Source organism: Photobacterium halotolerans DSM 18316 (assembly GCF_000425165.1).
GTDB lineage: Bacteria > Pseudomonadota > Gammaproteobacteria > Enterobacterales > Vibrionaceae > Photobacterium > Photobacterium halotolerans.
In genome coordinates, this window is record NZ_AULG01000013.1 from 117,950 (window position 1) to 135,511 (window position 17,562).

15 protein-coding genes and 1 pseudogene are annotated in these 17,562 nt (G+C 53.4%); 14 read left to right on the top strand and 2 right to left on the bottom strand.

All coding sequences use genetic code 11. From position 1 onward, the window contains the following. Positions 1-26 precede the first annotated feature (26 nt). The 3 genes from prpB (at position 27) to H511_RS0101775 (ending at position 4,097) form a co-directional block, all read left to right on the top strand. A complete protein-coding gene (prpB, locus tag H511_RS0101765) occupies positions 27-896 on the top strand; it encodes a methylisocitrate lyase (protein WP_027250766.1) in 870 nt (289 codons plus the stop codon). Positions 897-1,397: 501 nt separating this feature from the next. Next, positions 1,398-2,585, top strand: a complete 1,188-nt coding sequence (gene prpC / locus H511_RS0101770) for a bifunctional 2-methylcitrate synthase/citrate synthase (protein ID WP_051287688.1) — start codon at positions 1,398-1,400, stop codon at positions 2,583-2,585. 60 nt (positions 2,586-2,645) lie between these two features. Continuing rightward, positions 2,646-4,097 carry a bifunctional 2-methylcitrate dehydratase/aconitate hydratase gene (locus H511_RS0101775; RefSeq protein WP_027250768.1) on the top strand — a complete coding sequence of 484 codons (1,452 nt, stop codon included), beginning with the start codon at positions 2,646-2,648 and terminating at the stop codon, positions 4,095-4,097. A 114-nt stretch (positions 4,098-4,211) separates the two neighbouring features. Here H511_RS0101775 and H511_RS0101780 read toward each other — a convergent pair whose 3' ends face one another. Then, complete coding sequence (locus H511_RS0101780; protein WP_027250769.1) at positions 4,212-4,448, bottom strand: hypothetical protein; 237 nt, start codon at positions 4,446-4,448, stop codon at positions 4,212-4,214. A gap of 254 nt (positions 4,449-4,702) precedes the next feature. Between H511_RS0101780 and H511_RS22210 the strand changes: the two genes are divergently transcribed. The 11 genes and pseudogenes from H511_RS22210 (at position 4,703) to H511_RS0101835 (ending at position 16,885) form a co-directional block, all read left to right on the top strand. Continuing rightward, complete coding sequence (locus H511_RS22210; RefSeq protein ID WP_051287689.1) at positions 4,703-6,034, top strand: isochorismate synthase; 1,332 nt, start codon at positions 4,703-4,705, stop codon at positions 6,032-6,034. Further along, complete coding sequence (gene menD, locus H511_RS0101790; RefSeq protein ID WP_027250770.1) at positions 6,034-7,779, top strand: 2-succinyl-5-enolpyruvyl-6-hydroxy-3-cyclohexene-1-carboxylic-acid synthase; 1,746 nt, start codon at positions 6,034-6,036, stop codon at positions 7,777-7,779. Before H511_RS22210 ends, menD begins: the two co-directional genes overlap by 1 nt. Beyond that, positions 7,769-8,563, top strand: coding sequence for a 2-succinyl-6-hydroxy-2,4-cyclohexadiene-1-carboxylate synthase (menH, locus tag H511_RS0101795; protein ID WP_027250771.1), 795 nt, complete (start codon positions 7,769-7,771; stop codon positions 8,561-8,563). Before menD ends, menH begins: the two co-directional genes overlap by 11 nt. A gap of 18 nt (positions 8,564-8,581) precedes the next feature. Then, on the top strand, positions 8,582-9,448 hold the full coding sequence (menB, locus tag H511_RS0101800) for a 1,4-dihydroxy-2-naphthoyl-CoA synthase (protein WP_027250772.1): 867 nt from the start codon (positions 8,582-8,584) through the stop codon (positions 9,446-9,448). Positions 9,449-9,505: 57 nt separating this feature from the next. Beyond that, entirely contained in the window at positions 9,506-10,510 is a 1,005-nt protein-coding gene (gene menC, locus H511_RS0101805; RefSeq protein ID WP_036758397.1) for an o-succinylbenzoate synthase, read from the top strand. Next, positions 10,498-11,994 (top strand): o-succinylbenzoate--CoA ligase, encoded by a 1,497-nt coding sequence (menE, locus tag H511_RS22215; RefSeq protein ID WP_051287694.1) that lies wholly within the window; start codon positions 10,498-10,500, stop codon positions 11,992-11,994. Before menC ends, menE begins: the two co-directional genes overlap by 13 nt. Positions 11,995-12,154: 160 nt before the next feature. Then, a complete protein-coding gene (locus H511_RS0101815) occupies positions 12,155-12,751 on the top strand; it encodes a class I SAM-dependent methyltransferase (protein WP_027250774.1) in 597 nt (198 codons plus the stop codon). A gap of 441 nt (positions 12,752-13,192) precedes the next feature. Continuing rightward, entirely contained in the window at positions 13,193-13,735 is a 543-nt protein-coding gene (locus H511_RS0101820) for a DinB family protein (RefSeq protein ID WP_027250775.1), read from the top strand. 542 nt (positions 13,736-14,277) lie between these two features. Then, the gene (locus tag H511_RS0101825; RefSeq protein ID WP_211225165.1) at positions 14,278-15,288 is read left to right on the top strand and encodes a hypothetical protein; all 1,011 of its coding nucleotides are present in this window, start codon (positions 14,278-14,280) and stop codon (positions 15,286-15,288) included. 73 nt (positions 15,289-15,361) lie between these two features. Next, positions 15,362-15,891: pseudogene (locus tag H511_RS22220) on the top strand (GNAT family N-acetyltransferase). A 445-nt stretch (positions 15,892-16,336) separates the two neighbouring features. After that, positions 16,337-16,885 carry a YdeI/OmpD-associated family protein gene (locus H511_RS0101835; RefSeq protein ID WP_027250777.1) on the top strand — a complete coding sequence of 183 codons (549 nt, stop codon included), beginning with the start codon at positions 16,337-16,339 and terminating at the stop codon, positions 16,883-16,885. Between the two features lie 158 nt (positions 16,886-17,043). Here H511_RS0101835 and H511_RS0101840 read toward each other — a convergent pair whose 3' ends face one another. Continuing rightward, positions 17,044-17,454, bottom strand: a complete 411-nt coding sequence (locus H511_RS0101840; RefSeq protein ID WP_027250778.1) for a VF530 family protein — start codon at positions 17,452-17,454, stop codon at positions 17,044-17,046. Positions 17,455-17,562 lie beyond the last annotated feature (108 nt).

Genomic DNA, 17,562 nt, shown 5'->3' on the forward strand with positions numbered 1-17,562 from the left:
ATTCTTACAACAACAAGGAGCATGTTATGAAGCCAGGACAGCGTTTCCGTCAGGCTGTTGCAGACAACCACCCGCTGCAGGTGGTGGGGACGATCAATCCATACTGCGCCATGATGGCAAAACAGGTGGGTCACCAGGCGATTTACCTGTCTGGCGGCGGGATCGCCAATGCCTCTTATGGTCTGCCGGATTTGGGGATCACTACCCTGAATGATGTGACGGAAGACGTGCGCCGGATCACCGCCGCCTGTGATCTGCCGCTGCTGGTGGATATCGATACCGGTTTTGGCGGCGCATTCAATATTGCCCGCACCATTCGTGAAATGGAGCGGGCCGGAGCTGCTGCGGTCCATATGGAAGATCAGGTGGCGCAGAAACGCTGCGGGCACCGTCCGAATAAAGCCATTGTCAGCCAGGCTGAGATGGTCGATCGCATCAAAGCGGCCGTTGATGCCCGTCAGGATGACAGCTTTGTCATTATGGCCCGTACCGATGCACTGGCCGTTGAAGGGATGGATGCCGCGATAGAGCGGGCCATTGCCTGTGTGGAAGCCGGTGCCGATATGATTTTCCCGGAAGCCATGATTTCGCTCGAGCAGTACCGCCAGTTTGTGGATGCAGTCAAAGTGCCCGTGCTGGCCAATATCACGGAATTCGGTGCCACGCCGCTGTTTTCCTGCGAAGAGCTGGCCGGGCAGGGAGTCGGCATGGTGCTTTATCCGCTGTCAGCCTTTCGTGCCATGAACAAAGCGGCATTGAATGTGTATCAGCACCTGCTGACAGACGGTCATCAGCGCAACGTGGTTGATCAGATGCAAACCCGCGAAGAGCTTTATGACTATCTTGGCTACCATGAATATGAGCAGACGCTGGACAAACTCTTCAGCGGCCAGTGACAACGTGCACAAATATTCCCTCCCCTTGGCAAGGGGAGGGTTAGGGTGGGGTTCGCAGGGTGTGCGCAGATTCAGAGATTGTGCCCGGTAACCCCTCCTAGCCTCCCCCTTGAAAAGGGGGAGGAACGGTACTGAGTTTGTTGTTAACACGAATATTCCCTCCCCTTGGCAAGGGGAGGGCTAGGGTGGGGTTCGTAGGGTGTGCGCAGATTCAGAGATTGTGCCCGGTAACCTCCTCCTAGCCTCCCCCTTGAAAAGGGGGGAGGAACGGTACTGAGTTTGTTGTTAACACGAATATTCCCTCCCCTTGGCAAGGGGAGGGCTAGGGTGGGGTTCGTAGGGTGTGCGCAGATTCAGAGATTGTGCCCGGTAACCCCCTCCTAGCCTCCCCCTTGAAAAGGGGGAGGGACAGAAAGCATTCATACAACAGAAAAAGAGAAGGCGTACGAAGTGAGCGTCTAAATCCAATAACGTGACGACCAGCAACAAAAGGAGCCTGTAATGACTGCGACACAATCAGTGACAGCGGACAATGAAAACACGGCAAACAAGGACAGTTCACTCAACAAGCCACTGGGCGGGGCAGGTCTGCGCGGTCAGAGTGCCGGCAGCACCGCACTATGTACCGTGGGCAAAACCGGTACCGGCCTGACATACCGTGGTTATGACATCACGGATCTGGCGCACAATGCCCAGTTCGAAGAAGTGGCTTATCTGCTGCTGAAAGGCAAACTGCCGACCCAGGCAGAGCTGGATCAGTATAAAGCGACACTGAAAGCCAAACGCGGCCTGCCCGATGCATTGAAAACCGTGCTGGAAGCGATTCCGGCACAGGCACACCCGATGGACGTGATGCGTACCGGCTGCTCCATGCTGGGTAACCTGGATCAGGAAACGGATTTCAGCCAGCAGGCAGACAAAACCGACACGTTACTGGCCATGCTGCCGGCAATCATCTGCTACTGGTACCGTTACAGTCACGACGGGGTGCGCATCGATACCGCCAGTTCTGAGCAGGACTGTACCGGCGGCTATTTTCTGGAAATGCTGACCGGCAAGGCGCCGTCGGAGCTGCACAAGCAGGTCATGCATTGCTCGCTGATCCTCTATGCCGAGCATGAGTTCAATGCCTCGACCTTCACCGCGCGTGTCTGCGCTTCCACGCTGTCTGATCTGCATTCGTGCATTACGGCAGCGATCGGCAGCCTGCGCGGCCCGCTGCACGGCGGAGCCAACGAAGCGGCGATGGCGATGATCGAACACTGGAAAACCCCGGACGAAGCGGAAAGCCATATCCTCACCATGCTGGCGAACAAAGACAAAATCATGGGCTTTGGGCATGCAATTTATCGCGACTCAGACCCGCGTAACGCGCTGATCAAAGAGTGGGCGCGCAGGTTGTCGGCCGATGCCGGTGATGCCCATTTATATGCTGTGTCCGAGCGGGTGGAAGCGGTGATGAAACGCGAAAAAGGCCTGTTTGCCAATGCGGACTTTTTCCATGCATCGGCATATCACTTTATGGGCATTCCCACCAAATTGTTTACGCCAATCTTTGTCATGAGCCGCGTCACCGGCTGGGCCGCGCATGTTTATGAGCAGCGTGAGAATAACCGCATCATCCGGCCGAGCGCAGATTATATCGGCCCGGATCATCAGGACTGGCTGCCGATAGACCAACGCCGCTGATACTCCCTCCCTTGAAAGGGAATCGAAACAATATCGACTCAGAAGTAAAAGGAAAGATGAATGAGCCTCAACGTTGAACTGAATGAACGCCCGCAGCCGGATGCACTGCTGGTAAAAATTGCCGATTATGTGGCCAATAGCGAAATTACCTCAGCCGAGGCCTATAACACCGCCCGTAACTGCCTGATGGATACCCTGGGCTGTGGCCTGCTGGCGCTGCGCTTCCCTGAATGCACCAAGCATCTGGGCCCGACTGTGCCGGGTACAACTGTACTGAACGGCGCGCGTGTACCGGGCACCTCCCACGAACTGGACCCGATCACCGCTGCGTTTAACATTGGCTGCATCATTCGCTGGCTGGATTTCAACGATACCTGGCTGGCCGCAGAATGGGGCCATCCGTCTGACAACCTGGGCGGTATTCTGGCTACGGCCGATTACCTGAGCCGTGTCGCTGTTTCGGAAGGCAAAGCGCCGCTGACCATGCGTGACGTGCTGACCGCCATGATCAAAGCCCATGAAATTCAGGGCGTTCTGGCGCTGGAAAACAGCTATAACCGCGTAGGTCTGGATCATGTGTTGCTGGTGCGTGTGGCATCGACGGCTGTGGTGACTAAGATGCTGGGCGGAAATCGCGATCAGATCATAGATGCCGTGTCCCAGGCCTGGGTCGATGGTTGTGCGCTGCGCACCTATCGTCACGCGCCGAATGCCGGCTCCCGTAAGTCGTGGGCCGCGGGTGACGCTACCTCCCGTGCCGTGCGTCTGGCAATGATCACCATGAAAGGCGAAATGGGTCTGCCGTCAGTGCTGACCGCACCTAAATGGGGCTATTACGATGTGCTGTTCAACGGTCAGCCGTTCAGGTTGAATCAGGATTTTGGCAGCTACGTGATGGAAAATGTGCTGTTTAAGATTTCTTTCCCGGCAGAGTTCCACGCCCAGACAGCGGTAGAGTGTGCGGTGACGCTGCATGATCAGGTGAAGGACCGTCTGGACGACATCGAGCGTATCGAAGTGACCACGCACGAATCTGCCATTCGCATTATTTCCAAATCCGGCGATCTGGCCAATCCTGCCGACCGCGATCACTGCCTGCAGTACATGATTGCTGTGCCTCTGATTCACGGCGATCTGATTGCGGAGCACTATGAAGATGACTTCCACCGTGGCGACAGCCGTATCGATGTGCTGCGCAGCAAAATGGAAATCATTGAAGATAAGCGTTACAGCGCCGAATATATGGAGTCAGACAAGCGCTCGATTGCCAATGCTATTCAGATTTTCTTCAGCGATGGCACCAGCACCGAGAAGGTCTCGGTCGAGTACCCGATTGGTCACCGCCGCCGTCGTGAAGAAGGCATTCCTGTGCTGGAGCGTAAGTTCAGACGCAACCTGCTGACCCGCTTCCCACAGGGCATGAGCGATAAGATTGTTGAGCTCTGCAGTGATCAGGCCAGGCTGGAAGCAACCCCGGTGAATGAGTTTATGGCGCTGTTTGTCATTAACTGATCACAACGGGAAATTGTCCGTCTGTAACAGAAACCGGCGTACTGAGCGCCGGTTTTTTTGTCTGTTTTTGTTAATCACACTTATCGCATTCATCACACAGGACAAGGTAGCCCATCAGTGAAGGACGGGCTGGGAAATGGCTTTTTTCAATTGTTCAAGTACATACTCAGCAGATACCAGAATCACAAACGTCACTGTGGGTAACCGAAATGTGCTGTCTGTCACCGGCATTGCCGGAAAAACCTGACTCATCGGCCAGCGTGGCGGCGCCAATGTCTGATGGTTGGTATCACTGGATCTTGGACTGCACTCTGTTAATTCCAGATGCAGTCTGGGTAGTTGCGTCAGCATGCTCACCTCAATTTACAGGCAGGAGTCTTCCTGTCATCCCTCAAAAAATAAACGCACTGAAAGTAAGGCTAATGGCTCTCTTGCTATTGATATAAGGACGAAAAAGCGAACTTCAAGTCTCCGCACTCAGCTTCTTTATTGTTCAGGATAAAAAATGAAAACAATATTGATCTGGTGCATCTCAGGGCAGTTGACTGAGCAGTAGAATGCGGGCTGAGTTCGGCTGATTTCCAATTCTGCTCTGTGAGGTCAAGGTGTCGCATTTATGTCAGACGGTCAGTGCACTTATTGAACGTGTTCGCACGGCGCCGGAAAGTACTGCCCGGCTGAGACAGCCGCTGGCGGCTCAGTCTGACGTGTCGGGCGTCGACTGGCTGGATGCCCAGACGCTGTATCCGAAATTGTACTGGCAATCGCGTGATGGTCAGGAGGAAGTGGTGGCACTGGGCCAGCATGCGGTTTATTCCGATCCGCAGCCTGCCTGCGCCCTGCTCCAGGATGAACAGCGTGTGTGGGGCTGCCGTGCTTTTGATGCTGAGGAAAACCGCAGCGATCCGACGCTGTGTTCTTATTTTTTCCTGCCCTGTATTGAGCTGATCCGCGAGGGCGACACATGGTCACTGGCGGTGAACCTGCATGGCGGCAAAGCATCAGTGATAGCAAAGCTCAGACAATTAGTGACCAAGAAAAGCGTGTTGCCTGCCATTAGCGGCGCAGAGACAGCGGCGCCGATCGTGTCTGTGCGCCACACCCCGAATCACACTCACTGGCACAAGCTGGTCGGCGATGTGCTGGCGGGCATTCAGGCCGGGCAGTTCGACAAAGTGGTGCTGGCCAGAAAGAGCACAGTAGCAATCAATTCTGCGATATCAGCCGCGCAATTACTCAGTGCCAGCCGTCAGGCCAATGCGCACAGTTTTCATTTCATGCTGGCGCTGGATGAGCAACGGGGGTTTGTGGGCTCGAGCCCTGAGCGTTTGTATCAGCGTGACGGTGCCAGTCTTCAGACCGAAGCACTTGCCGGTACTATTGGCCGCGGGCGCACACCTGCACAGGATCGGCAATGGGCCCGCTGGCTCAGCCTGGATGCGAAAAACCGTCAGGAAAATCAGTACGTGGTGGACGATATTACCGATCGTCTGGCGCCCTATGTTGATAATCTTGATGTTGAGGCATCGCCAGCACTGCTGCAACTGTGTCAGGTACAGCACTTAAAACGCCACTTTCGTGCCCGGCTCAAACCCGGCGTCTGTGGCGTGAATCTGCTCCATGCGCTGCAACCTACCGCTGCCGTGGCCGGATTGCCCCGCAGCTCAGCCATGCAGTTTATCCGCCAGTATGAACCGTTTGACCGCGGCTGGTATGCTGGTTCGCTGGGTTATGTCAGTCGCGAAAAAGCAGAATTCTGTGTGGCGATCCGCAGCGCTTATGTCATGCAGGATCAACTGCAGCTTTTTGCCGGAGCGGGCATAGTGGCAGGCTCTGAAGCTAGCAGTGAATGGCAGGAGCTGGACAGGAAAATGTCGACCCTGCTGGCGCTAATCCAAGATTTCGCTGCCGCAACGCACGTGTCTGAGGTGGCCTGATGATTGGCGGACAGGCTCACCTGAACCGGATCTGGGCGCGAACCCTGCTCGAAGAATTGTCACGCCTGGGGGTGACAGAGCTCTGCCTTGCCCCCGGTTCACGCTCGACACCGCTGGCACTGGAAGCCGACGCGCATCCGGCACTGAATCTGCATACCCATTTTGATGAGCGCGGACTGGGCTTTCTTGCGCTCGGTATGGCCAAAGCCAGCGGCCAGCCTGTGGCGGTTATCGTGACCTCCGGCACCGCGGTGGCCAATCTGATACCGGCTGTGGTTGAAGCGGGACTGACCGGTGAAAAGCTGGTGTTGCTGACCGCCGACCGGCCTGTCGAACTGATCGGCTGCGGCGCCAATCAGGCGATCTGCCAGCCGGGAATCTTCTCTTCTCACGTGACCGCCAGCCTGGATCTGCCCAGCCCTTCTGTGACTGTCCCGTTAAGCTGGCTGCTGACATCGGTAGATGAGCTGCTGTTTCGCCAGCGTCAGCAGGGTGGTGCGGTGCACATAAACTGCCCGTTTCCGGAGCCTCTGTATTCGCCAGACCCGCCGGATGAATCGGGCTATTACACAGGGTTGCTTGCTCACTGGCGAAGCGCGGAGCAGCCTTTTACCTGTGTGTCTGTTCAGCCTGCACGGGTCACTGTGCCTGATGATATTCAGGCGCTGCGCAGCAAAAAGACGGTCATTATCGCCGGTGACATGTCTGTTTCAGACGCGCAGGCGGTGGCCGCACTGGCGGCAGCGCTGGCATGTCCGCTGTTGTGCGATCCGCAATCGGGGATTGGCAGTGACTGGGCGCACTACGATCTCTGGCTGCAGGTTGACGAGCTGGCCGCGCCGCTGAATGAGTGCAATCTGATCCTCCAGTTTGGCTCACGCCTGATTTCCAAGCGCCTGACCCAGTGGATTGCCCGGCAGGTCGGTGAAAGGCAGGGCGAATACTGGTATGTGTCGGCCGACAGGGCACGTCACAATCCGGACCACCTGCCGCAATGCCATTTTGTCGCGGGTATTGCCGACTGGGCAGACAAGGCCCTGACAGCGTTAGCAAAAACCGCCGCTGATGATCCGCTGCCCGGACAGACACATCAGCAGCAGTGGCGACAGGCACTCCGGCACACGGCGCAGCAGGTCCATGCCAGGGTCGGCAGCTATTTAGCGGCCAGTGGCGCAATGTCGGAGCTGGCACTGGCGATGGATCTGAGCCACAGGGGTCAGCAGGCGAGTCTCTTTCTGGGTAACAGCCTGATTGCCAGACTGGTTGACATGTTTACTCTGTTTGACGGGCGTGCTGTTTACACCAACCGGGGCGCTTCGGGCATTGACGGGCTGGTCGCCACTGCGGCAGGGGTGCAGCGTGCCAGCGGCAGTCCTTTGATTTTGCTGCTGGGCGATACCTCGCTGCTGCATGATCTGAATTCGCTGGCGTTATTGACCCGCAGCAAAACACCTGTGGTTATCGTCGTCACGAACAACGACGGCGGTGCCATTTTTGACCTGCTGCCTGTCCCGCCGGACAGTAAACAGCATCTGTACCAGATGCCGCACGGTTATCAGTTTGAGCACGCTGCCCGTCAGTTTGGACTGGCGTATTACAAAACCGCGACACTGTCTGCTTATCAATCGGTTGTGAATGAGCATTTGCTTGCCGGGACAGGCGCGCTGCTGGTGGAGATCCCGACGACGCCGGGAGAAGCCGGCGAGCAGCTCAGCCAGTTCATCAGAGATCTGCATGCTCTGTAGCCAGTTTCTTACCCGGAGCGATCAGCCTGAACAGCCGGTGATGGTGTTTCTCCATGGCCTGCTGGGCAGCGGAGCAGACTGGCTTGATTGTGCTCAGTGGCTGCAAGCCTATTCCTGTATCGGGCTGGATTTGCCCGGTCATGGCGGCAGCCGCGCTGTTGCCTGTCACTCTCTGGATGAGGCGGCGGGACAGGTTCGCGATAGCCTGACCAAGCTTCAGCTGGCTGACCGGCCCCTGGTGCTGACGGGCTACTCACTGGGTGCCCGTATCGCCATGCACGGCGTGGCCAACGGCCTGTTTGCGCCGCTGAATATCCGGCTGCTGGCGGTGGAAGGCGGTCACTTTGGCCTGACTTCCACACAGGAACAAGTTGTACGGTGGCGACAGGACTGCCGCTGGGCCCGCCGGTTTCGCCGTGAGCCTGTCGATGCGGTGTTGGCCGACTGGTACCAGCAACCTGTCTTTTCTTCGCTGAATCATGCGCAAAAACAAAGTTTGGTCCACTGCCGCAGTGATAACCTCGGATCCGGTGTTGCCGCCCTGCTGCTCGCGACGTCATTAGCCCGGCAAGCGTATCTGTTGGATACGCTCAAGTCGCAGCCCGTACCGATGCATTACTTTTACGGCGGGCATGACAGCAAATTTTCGCGAATGACCAATGGCAGCCGGGTGCCGGCAAGCTGTATCGCCCATGCCGGGCACAACGCCCACAAAGAACAACCGCAGGCTTTTGCGATGGCGCTCAGGCGTCAGCTGAACCAGCACCTTGAAATGACACAGTGATCTGAGAGTGAGGATGAGATGGCAATGACCCTGGGTTTGTCTGAACAGGCACTTTATGCGCCGATCGAATGGGTAAACGGCAGCAGCGGGTATGAAGATATTCAGTACCACACATCAAGCGATGGCATTGCCAGAATCACCATTGCCCGTCCGCAGGTGCACAATGCTTTTCGTCCGCAGACCGTCAACGAAATGATCCATGCGCTGTCACAAGCCCGCTACGATGAGTCCGTCGGCGTGATTATTCTCACCGGGCTGGGCGAGGATGCCTTCTGCTCCGGCGGCGATCAGAAAGTTCGCGGTGACTATGGCGGTTACCGGGACGACGCCGGCACCCATCATTTGAATGTGCTGGATTTTCAGCGCCAGATCCGCACCTGTCCGAAACCTGTGATTGCCTCGGTGGCCGGCTGGGCGGTGGGCGGCGGCCATGTGCTGCACATGATGTGCGATCTGACCATAGCGGCAGAGAACGCCCGCTTTGGTCAGACCGGCCCGAAAGTCGGGTCTTTTGACGGCGGCTGGGGCGCCGCTTATATGGCACGGATTGTCGGTCAGAAAAAGGCCCGCGAAATCTGGTTTCTGTGTCGTTTTTACGATGCGCAGGAAGCGCTGGCGATGGGGCTGGTCAATACCGTTGTGCCGCTGGTTGAGCTGGAAAGAGAGACGGTGCGCTGGTGTCGTGAAGTGCTGCAGCACAGCCCGATGGCGCTGCGTTGCCTCAAAGCCGCACTGAATGCCGACTGCGACGGACAGGCCGGACTGCAGGAACTGGCGGGCAATGCCACCATGCTGTTTTATATGACCGAAGAAGGCCAGGAAGGCCGTAATGCGTTCAATGAAAAACGTCAGCCGGACTTCAAAAAATTTCCGCGCAATCCGTGATCTGTCATCACTGAGCGGTAAACACAGAACCGTATATAGAAACAAGGTGTGAACAGGATGACGCGTTCAGCCAGTCTGTATTGCTACCGGTTGCCGATGGACACTGGAGTGATCCTGCGGGGCAGGCGATTAACCGAGCGCACCGGCTATATCGCCGAGCTGCGGGAGGGCGCGCGCATCGGGCGCGGGGAAATCGCGCCCTTGCCGGGCTTCAGTGTGGAATGTGCCGAGCAGGCCGAACAGCAGAGCCGCATCGCGCTCAAACGCTGGGTGGCCGGGCAGGACATCATGGCCTGTGCCCGGTGGCCGTCGGTGGCATTCGGGCTGTCGATGGCGGTATTGGAACTGCAAGGCGGACTACCGATCACAGCCACATACCAGACAGTGCCCTTGCTGAGCCATGAGCCAGTGCACACCGGGACGGCAGGCGCTGTCGCAAGCCTCTGCCTGCCAGCGGATTGCCGCCTTGCCAAACTCAAACTGGGCCGTGGTTCGCCGCACCAGGATGCTGTTAATATCAGTGCCTTGCTGAAAGCGCACCCGTCGTTGATGCTGCAGCTGGACGCCAACTGTGCCTGGTCGCTGTCGCAGGCGCGTGAGTTCGCCCGCCATCTTGCGCCTGCTCATGCTTCGCGAATTGCCTTTATTGAAGAGCCTTGTCAGCGACCGGCCGACAGCCTGACTTTCAGTAAAGAAACCGGCCTCGCGCTGGCGCGGGATGAAACTTTGCAAGCTGCCGTCAGAGCGCCGGATTTCAGTCTCAATCGCTTGGCGGGTGCTCAGACGCTTATCCTGAAGCCGACCTTGATCGGTTCGGTGCAGCGCTGTGCACAATTGATTAGGGATGCGCATGCTGCGGGCATGTCAGTGGTGATCAGTTCAGCGCTTGAGTCCAGCCTGGGGCTGACGCAGCTCGCACGCCTGTCTCACTGGTTGCTGCCAGAGAGCCTGCCCGGGCTGGATACACTTCATCTGTTCAGTGCGCAGCTTGAAATTCCCTGGCCGGGCAGTTCGCTGCCGGTTCAGTCGTTACAGGAACAGACACAGGTATGGCAGTCATGAGTCCGCACCAGCCTTGCCTCTGGCACACCTGGGCTCAGACGCGGCCTGATGACATCGCCCTGATCACGGCTGATACGGAATACACCTGGCAAGCGCTGACTGAGCAGATTCACCATCTGGCGCGCGTGCTTGCCGCTCAGGGGGTGAGCGAAGGTGCTGTGGTGACCGTGGTCAGCAACAACTCGCCGGATGTAGTGATGCTCCATCTGGCTTGTAGCCAGCTTGGTGCGATCACGGCCCTGACGATGCCGCAGCCCTGTCAGGTGTTGGAGGACAAACTGCGTGTGCTGTATGGCGAAGGGCAGCCAAGATGTTTATGGCTGAGTGAATCTGTTATCGCCGGTTTGTCTGAACAGGACAGGCTGCGCTTATTCAAAGGCTGCCAGATATTGAACCTGCAAGCGCCGGCTGCCTCCTCGGCGCCGTGTCTTGCCCGCGATGCAGGACGACAAGACGCAGAACAACGCGACACAGAACAACGCGACACAGAAAAAATAGCCTCGATTGTTTTTACCTCAGGCTCGTCCGGCGTGCCCAAAGCGGTCGCCCACACCCAGGCTCAGCATCTGGCCTCGGCCCGTGGTCTGCTGGCAGTGTTTCCGTTTCAGCAGCACGATTGCTGGCTGCTCAGTCTGCCCATGTATCACGTTTCCGGTCTGTCGATTCTGTACCGCTGGCTCAGTGCCGGTGCCTGCCTGAAAATCGGCAGCGGTCAGCTGGAACAGGACATTCGGGGGGCGACCCATGCGTCGCTGGTGGCCACGCAGCTCAAGCGGCTGCTGGATCATCATCAGCCGCTGCAGCTCAGCCATGTGCTACTGGGCGGCAGTGACGTGCCTTTGCCACTGTGCCAGCAGGCCAGAGACAGTGGCATTGAAACCTGGCTGGGTTATGGCATGACAGAAGCGGCGTCGACGGTGACGGCCAAACCGACTGACCACATCGCAAGCGCCGGGCGTGTGCTGCCAAACCGTCAGGTTCAGTTGAGAAACCACCGGATTTATATCGCAGGTGATATATTAGCGAGCGGTTACTATCATCAGGGCCAGCTTATCCCGCTGGTGGATGAACAGGGCTGGTTTGATAGCAAAGATGTCGGCCAGTGGATCGACGGTGAACTTCGCATCACAGGTCGTGCCGATAACCAGTTTATTTCCGGCGGCGAGAACATCCACTGCGAAGAAATTGAAGCCGTGCTGAACCGCCATCCGGACATCAGGCAAAGTATGGTGATCCCTGTGCACAGCCCCGAATACGGCGCCCGCCCGATTGCCCTGATCGACAGCGCCAGCGACCTGTCAGCCCTGCAACTGCCCCTCTGGCTGGCAGACAAACTCACCCGCTTCAAAATCCCTGATGCGTTTCTCCCCATGCCACAACAGCCGCAAACCGGCATCAAACTATCGCGAAAGGCAATGAAAGAGTGGTTTACTGACAATCAAAATGAATACCAGCTCATAAACGCCCCTGAAAGCGCTCAGTGACCGCAGTCGCTTTTTCACCAGCATCTGCGACGCTGAACTTCAGGGTAGTTCATAAAGTGCGACAAAAGCTCAGAATATCAATTGGGTCGCATAAGGTGTTTGAGTAAGATACTGGATCGTGTAATGAAATGTTATGTACTTTCAGGGAAATAATAAGCTTATGGATGAAAATGCTGAGATCTGGCGCCAGTACTACAAAAAGGCATTGTCTCGCCCTCATTCAAAGCGGACGGAATTTGCGGCTAGTTTAAATGCATCAAACCTCAAAATAGCTACCGACTGTGGTTGTGGAACCGGATGTGATATCCAATATCTAGAGCAGCAAGGTTATCAGGTACATGGCTTCGATATTAATCCTGATTCTGTAGCGATATGCAGAGATCGATTTGGAGCTAAATCGCTGGTGGAAATTTCAGAGTCTTCATTTGAGTCTTTTGACTATCCTAAGGTTGGCCTAGTCATCGCTAACTCTAGTTTATTCTTTGCTGATCCGAACATCTTTGAGGCAACTTGGGGCAATATCAAATCGTCGATTGAAATTGGTGGTGTCTTTGCCGGTGACTTTATGGGGACAAAAGACAGTTGGGCTAAAAATCACCGTAGCCCAACAACACCTTTATCTGAGTCAGAGGTTAAGGCTTTGTTCTCGGATTTTGAAGTAGTCAGGTACTTCGAACGTGACGAAACGGCAAAGACTTCGTTGGGTAAAATGAAGCACTGGCATTCATATTCAGTGGTCGCTATAAAACGTACATAGTAATTACGGACAAGCCCAAAATGGTCTTATTAAGGAATAGCTTGGTTGAGCGCAAGGAGCGCCTACAACCGCCCGGGCAACATCAGCGCAAACCACTCCCGTTAAAATTGTAGTTGCAAAAACGAGGCGGACCATACATTGAGCCGACAAAAAGTGTCTGGCGCGCGTCACACCATGGCGAGAGAAGCACAGAACTCAAGCACGACATACAGACAGCCCCCGCTTCTCCGACTACTGACTGTCGTAAAATGGTTCTGTGTATCAATACCTTGCCTTGGTGATCCTCACCGTGGATACTGAAACTGTGTTTGGCTAAATCAATGCCATAGACAGATTTTGACATGGTGGCCTTCGGCGATGTCGTAATCAGGCATACCCAGTGTGGCAAAGCCTGATGCGAGAGGAGTCCACGCCATTCGTGATGTGCAAGGAGAAATACTGATGAGCCTTAAAGAACACTTTACATTGCTGGCCGCCTACAATCAGAGCATGAACACTAAGGTCTACGAGGCTGCGAGTCGCTTAGATACGAAAGAGTTGACCAAGGATCGTGGCGCATTTTTTGGTTCCATTTTCGGTACTTTGAATCACATTCTTGTGGGCGATATTATTTGGCTCAAGCGATTTTCCTCGCATCCGTCTTGCAAGTCCTCTTTACGTGAGGTGGTCAATCTTCCCAACCCGAGTAGTTTGGATCAGATACTTTTTGAAGATTTTACTGCTTTATCCGAACAAAGGGCTTGGTTGGATTGTCAGATTATCTGTTGGATAGATGAACTCACTGAAACAGATTTAGATCGCTTAATTAGTTATCACAACAGCAAAGGCGTTCCTGCCAACAAACGGTTTTCAAGTCTGGTTCTTCACTTCTTTAATCACCAAACCCACCATCGGGGGCAAGTCTCTGCTTTGCTTTCTCAGGCCGGTGAAGACATTGGGGTTACAGATCTCTTGGCGTTGATTCCTGAGGAAACTCGTGTTTAAGCGGTTGCTGTTGGCGTAAGGATAATCACTTTATAAGCGAAATTGATGACGTTGTTTTTTCGTCAAGTGTCTCTCAAAGAGCTTTATGATGCGAGAGACAACTAGTTTCCATCCGGACGACAACGTTGGCATATCTGTAAAAAGATCGACGGCTGTTGAGCGTGCAATTGTTTTATAAATCAACAGCTTGTCTTGGTGAGCCTCACCGTGGATACTGAAACTGTGTGGCTGAATCAATGCCATGGACAGATATTGGACAAGGTGGCCTCCAGTGATTTTGTGTTTAAACTTTCCAAGTCTGGCAAAGCCTGATGAGGGGGCAGGGCGCGAGCATACTTCGTTCAATTCTTGTTCAAGTAGTGAACGAGCTTAAAATCTAGGCCAATTTTTACGAAAATTGCCGAGAAGATGAAAATTTTGAGTTCAACAAATATACGAAGCGTTCATTATCTGAGCCAATAAGTTAGTATGCTCTCACCCTGGATGAGGGGGAGCTCATGTTATTAGTTAAGAGGCAAAAATAGGTGCAACAATCGCAGATTATGGAAGATGAAGTTAAATCAGCAGTGAAGGCATTTGCCAGAATAATAAATTCTGGTAGCAAGGTAGTAGTATCCGACATGTCTGCGTTAATAGATGTGACATCTGACTTGCCCCTTTCAAGTTTTGACTACTGGGAGCGATTGATTCGCTCTGAATTCTCTTTGGCTTTAAGAGAGACTACTCCGCCCAAATGGAAGATATGGTCAAAACCTAAAGAACGACTAACTTGGCTGGACCTAGTCAGTTGGGATGGGCACAAACGCGAGAAAACTCTACGAACTTTGTCCGGCGCAGCACCGAATACATTTTTCTTTTCACTTGCTGTTCGAAGACTTAATGATTGGGTGCCTCAAGTTCGTATAGCTGCAAGAGAAAAGCTACCTGAAATAGCAAGAGCAACAGATCCAGAACATGTAGTAGAAGCACTGTGCATAGCGCTCGCTAACTGGACTTCGTGGGGTAGAATCGAGGATGCAGATAAAAAGGTTCTTTTCCAAATGCTATGTGAAGAATCGATAGCAGAGGCTATTAGATCAAAATTAATTTCGTCGCCATCTGGCCCGATGCCATCTCTTTTTTCTCAACTTGGCCGCACGTCAGTTCTTGATAGATATATTGAAGAAATCGCTACTCTTGCAATCCAACCTGCGGTTCGAGCTAAGGCATACCGAAGTTTATTTGAAGGCAGAATTGCATGGATTGAAGGCCGTAAATGGGAATGGACTGATATACGTTATTGCGCAAGAAAGCTAAAACCTGTTGTTGCTGAGCGACAAATAAAAGTACAAACACCTTTGCTCGACTTATTGCACAATTCTGCGGAGGATCGTTCGTCTATTGTCCGGCGTGTTTCAGCTGAAATTCTGATTCGTGAATTACTAAATTTAGGTAATAGTGCTAAGACGCTTGCAGATAAGTTTGCATCAGATAAGTCATTTCCCGTAGCCGAAAGGGGGCTGTTTGCCAAGAAAAAATTAGGTGAGTTGGAACTTGCCAATGCAGCTGAGTAAACAACTGCAGCGGATCAAACTTCGCGGTTGCGGTTCCTCATCCGTTATAAGCATGTTCAAAATAGGATCTCGGATGGAAAGTGAGAGACTTCAATTAGTTCCACCATCATTGAAATATACTGAATCAATGTTTGATGTTATTGAGGAGAGTAAAGCAGAGCTTTCTCAGTTTTTACCCTGGGTTTCTGAGTCATTAACGAAGAGCGATCTCGAAGCAAACACCAAAGATGCACTTGAGAATTTTTCCAACTTCACTGGTGAGTTTTGGTTTAATGTCATAGAAAAAGAAACAGGACGGTTTATTGGTGCTGTCGGCTTTATTGTTAGGGATAAATCTGTTCCTTATTTTGAAATTGGATATTGGTTACGCACATCTGAAACCGGTAAAGGTTACATAACCGAAGCCGTAAAACTTGTTGAGAAATATGCTTTCAATGACAATGCAGCTCAACGATTAGAAATAAAGATGGCTAGTTCAAACCTAAAAAGCCAGGCTGTTGCAAAGCGCTGTGGCTTCCAGTTTGAGGCTAGTTTAGCTAATGCAAGACGTTTACCTTCAGGAGATTAGATAACACAGTGATCTACTCAAAAATGCGCTTATAACGGAGAAGGATACGTGTTCTGACGCCGACACTTTATCCGGATGTTGGACAAGCCCGAAGCGGCATTATAATGAAAATAGCCTAGTTGAGCGCCGGGTTGCTTTTTGTGATTTGGTTGGCACGGGGTACTGCCATATCGGCAGGCTCAGCGTCATCAAAAGGAGAGTCAGTCACGATCCCAGGGAAAAATACAGGGATGTATTTTTAGGTAGCGCCTACAACCGGCCCGGAAAAAATCAGCGAAATCAAAGGCTTTTCTGGGTACTCTTTGAGCCAGCAAAGAGTGTCTGGCGCGCAACGCAGAATGCTGAGAAGGCGCTGGCTTTAAGCGCGACATACAAAGTGATGCAATGGGGCTGTAGACTAAACTCACTTTCCCATCATAACTGTCTGCTAAAATACTATGTCGTTGGTCAGGGAAAGTTTCATAGGGAGCTCATCAAATCATGGAAACAGAAAACAGCGGTGCTGAATTTGACGCGCGTTTGCTTCGCCCCAAGGACTCGGGCGGTGACAGTGAGTGGGCTTTTGTCGTGTTGCCCAAAGAGGCAAGTGAGACGTTACCAAGGCGTGGGCGTATTACTGTTTCAGGCACCTTAAACGGTAAAAATTTCACTGTTTTGCTCGAACCGGATGGCAAGAAAAGCCATTGGCTGCGTATTGATAAGCCACTGCTTGTGGCTTCAGGTGCCAGCATTGGTGACACGGCACATTTCGAGATTTTCGCCGGGGAGGAACCTGAACCAGACGTGCCGGATGATTTGGTGAAAGCGCTGGAGGCAGCACCTGAGGCCCGTGCTATATGGGATGCAACGACGACCATTGCCCGTGTTGACTGGATCCACTGGATTGTTTCAGCCAAACAGGCCAAGACCCGCGTGAAACGCATTCATGACGCATGCGACATGCTTGCTTCGGGGAAGAAAAGAGTGTGCTGCTTTGACCCGTCAGGTTTCTACAGCAAAGCGTTCAGTGCGCCGCAGGCTGAAGAGTAGAAAAACGGCATGTAACGTGTCGAGGCAGTGCTGGTTTTAAGTGCGATACGTAAATCAGAACCAGATTTGGCACGTTTTACAGTGTAAATGAGATGATTTGCCTTACACAGGCATCCATGCCTGATATGTCGTTAACTGATCGACCGAGAAGCCGTGCGTTAACGGCGGAAGTGACGACCCCGTGATGAGCGCTCTTTATGGGCTGATGCGGCTTTAGCTTGCGATTTCAGAATGGATTCAACCGTCAGTTCCATCGGCTCTTTCGGCTGAAGACCGTGCGGAAATGTACGGGTGCGTGGCGGCAACTCGAACTCTTCGCTTGTTGCGCGAGGCATGCGTTTGAAGCGGTACGGGTAAAAGTTTTCCAGTTTCTCTCTTGCCCAGTCCGTTTTCTTTAAATACTTCACACTGCTGGCAATCGATGGGTTGGTGTGAAAACAGTTAAAACGCATGGCTGTGTCCAGAATATCCCATCCGTAAAAATCGACCAGCTCTTGCAGTAAGGTTTCTAACTTCAGACCGTGCAATGGATTATTTTTTTGTAATTCAATTCTTTCTTCATCTGTCATCATAACGCGTTCCTGAGTTTTTCACGTACCGGTGCGGGTTGGATTGGGTGGTATTCGCTCAACGCTTCAATTAAATACCAGAGCGGCACGAATGAGTAAGCTGTGCCA

What these genes read in the sequence shown, in the direction of transcription:
- menH (WP_027250771.1), top strand. Translation starts at nt 7,769, where the DNA reads ATGCTCTGTAGCCAGTTTCTTACCCGGAGCGATCAGCCTGAACAGCCG.
- menB (WP_027250772.1), top strand. Translation starts at nt 8,582, where the DNA reads ATGGCAATGACCCTGGGTTTGTCTGAACAGGCACTTTATGCGCCGATC.
- menE (WP_051287694.1), top strand. Translation starts at nt 10,498, where the DNA reads ATGGCAGTCATGAGTCCGCACCAGCCTTGCCTCTGGCACACCTGGGCT.
- H511_RS0101820 (WP_027250775.1), top strand. Translation starts at nt 13,193, where the DNA reads ATGAGCCTTAAAGAACACTTTACATTGCTGGCCGCCTACAATCAGAGC.
- menD (WP_027250770.1), top strand. Translation starts at nt 6,034, where the DNA reads ATGATTGGCGGACAGGCTCACCTGAACCGGATCTGGGCGCGAACCCTG.
- H511_RS0101825 (WP_211225165.1), top strand. Translation starts at nt 14,278, where the DNA reads ATGGAAGATGAAGTTAAATCAGCAGTGAAGGCATTTGCCAGAATAATA.
- H511_RS0101780 (WP_027250769.1), bottom strand. Translation starts at nt 4,448, where the DNA reads ATGCTGACGCAACTACCCAGACTGCATCTGGAATTAACAGAGTGCAGT.
- prpB (WP_027250766.1), top strand. Translation starts at nt 27, where the DNA reads ATGAAGCCAGGACAGCGTTTCCGTCAGGCTGTTGCAGACAACCACCCG.
- H511_RS0101815 (WP_027250774.1), top strand. Translation starts at nt 12,155, where the DNA reads ATGGATGAAAATGCTGAGATCTGGCGCCAGTACTACAAAAAGGCATTG.
- menC (WP_036758397.1), top strand. Translation starts at nt 9,506, where the DNA reads ATGACGCGTTCAGCCAGTCTGTATTGCTACCGGTTGCCGATGGACACT.
- H511_RS0101775 (WP_027250768.1), top strand. Translation starts at nt 2,646, where the DNA reads ATGAGCCTCAACGTTGAACTGAATGAACGCCCGCAGCCGGATGCACTG.
- prpC (WP_051287688.1), top strand. Translation starts at nt 1,398, where the DNA reads ATGACTGCGACACAATCAGTGACAGCGGACAATGAAAACACGGCAAAC.
- H511_RS0101835 (WP_027250777.1), top strand. Translation starts at nt 16,337, where the DNA reads ATGGAAACAGAAAACAGCGGTGCTGAATTTGACGCGCGTTTGCTTCGC.
- H511_RS0101840 (WP_027250778.1), bottom strand. Translation starts at nt 17,454, where the DNA reads ATGACAGATGAAGAAAGAATTGAATTACAAAAAAATAATCCATTGCAC.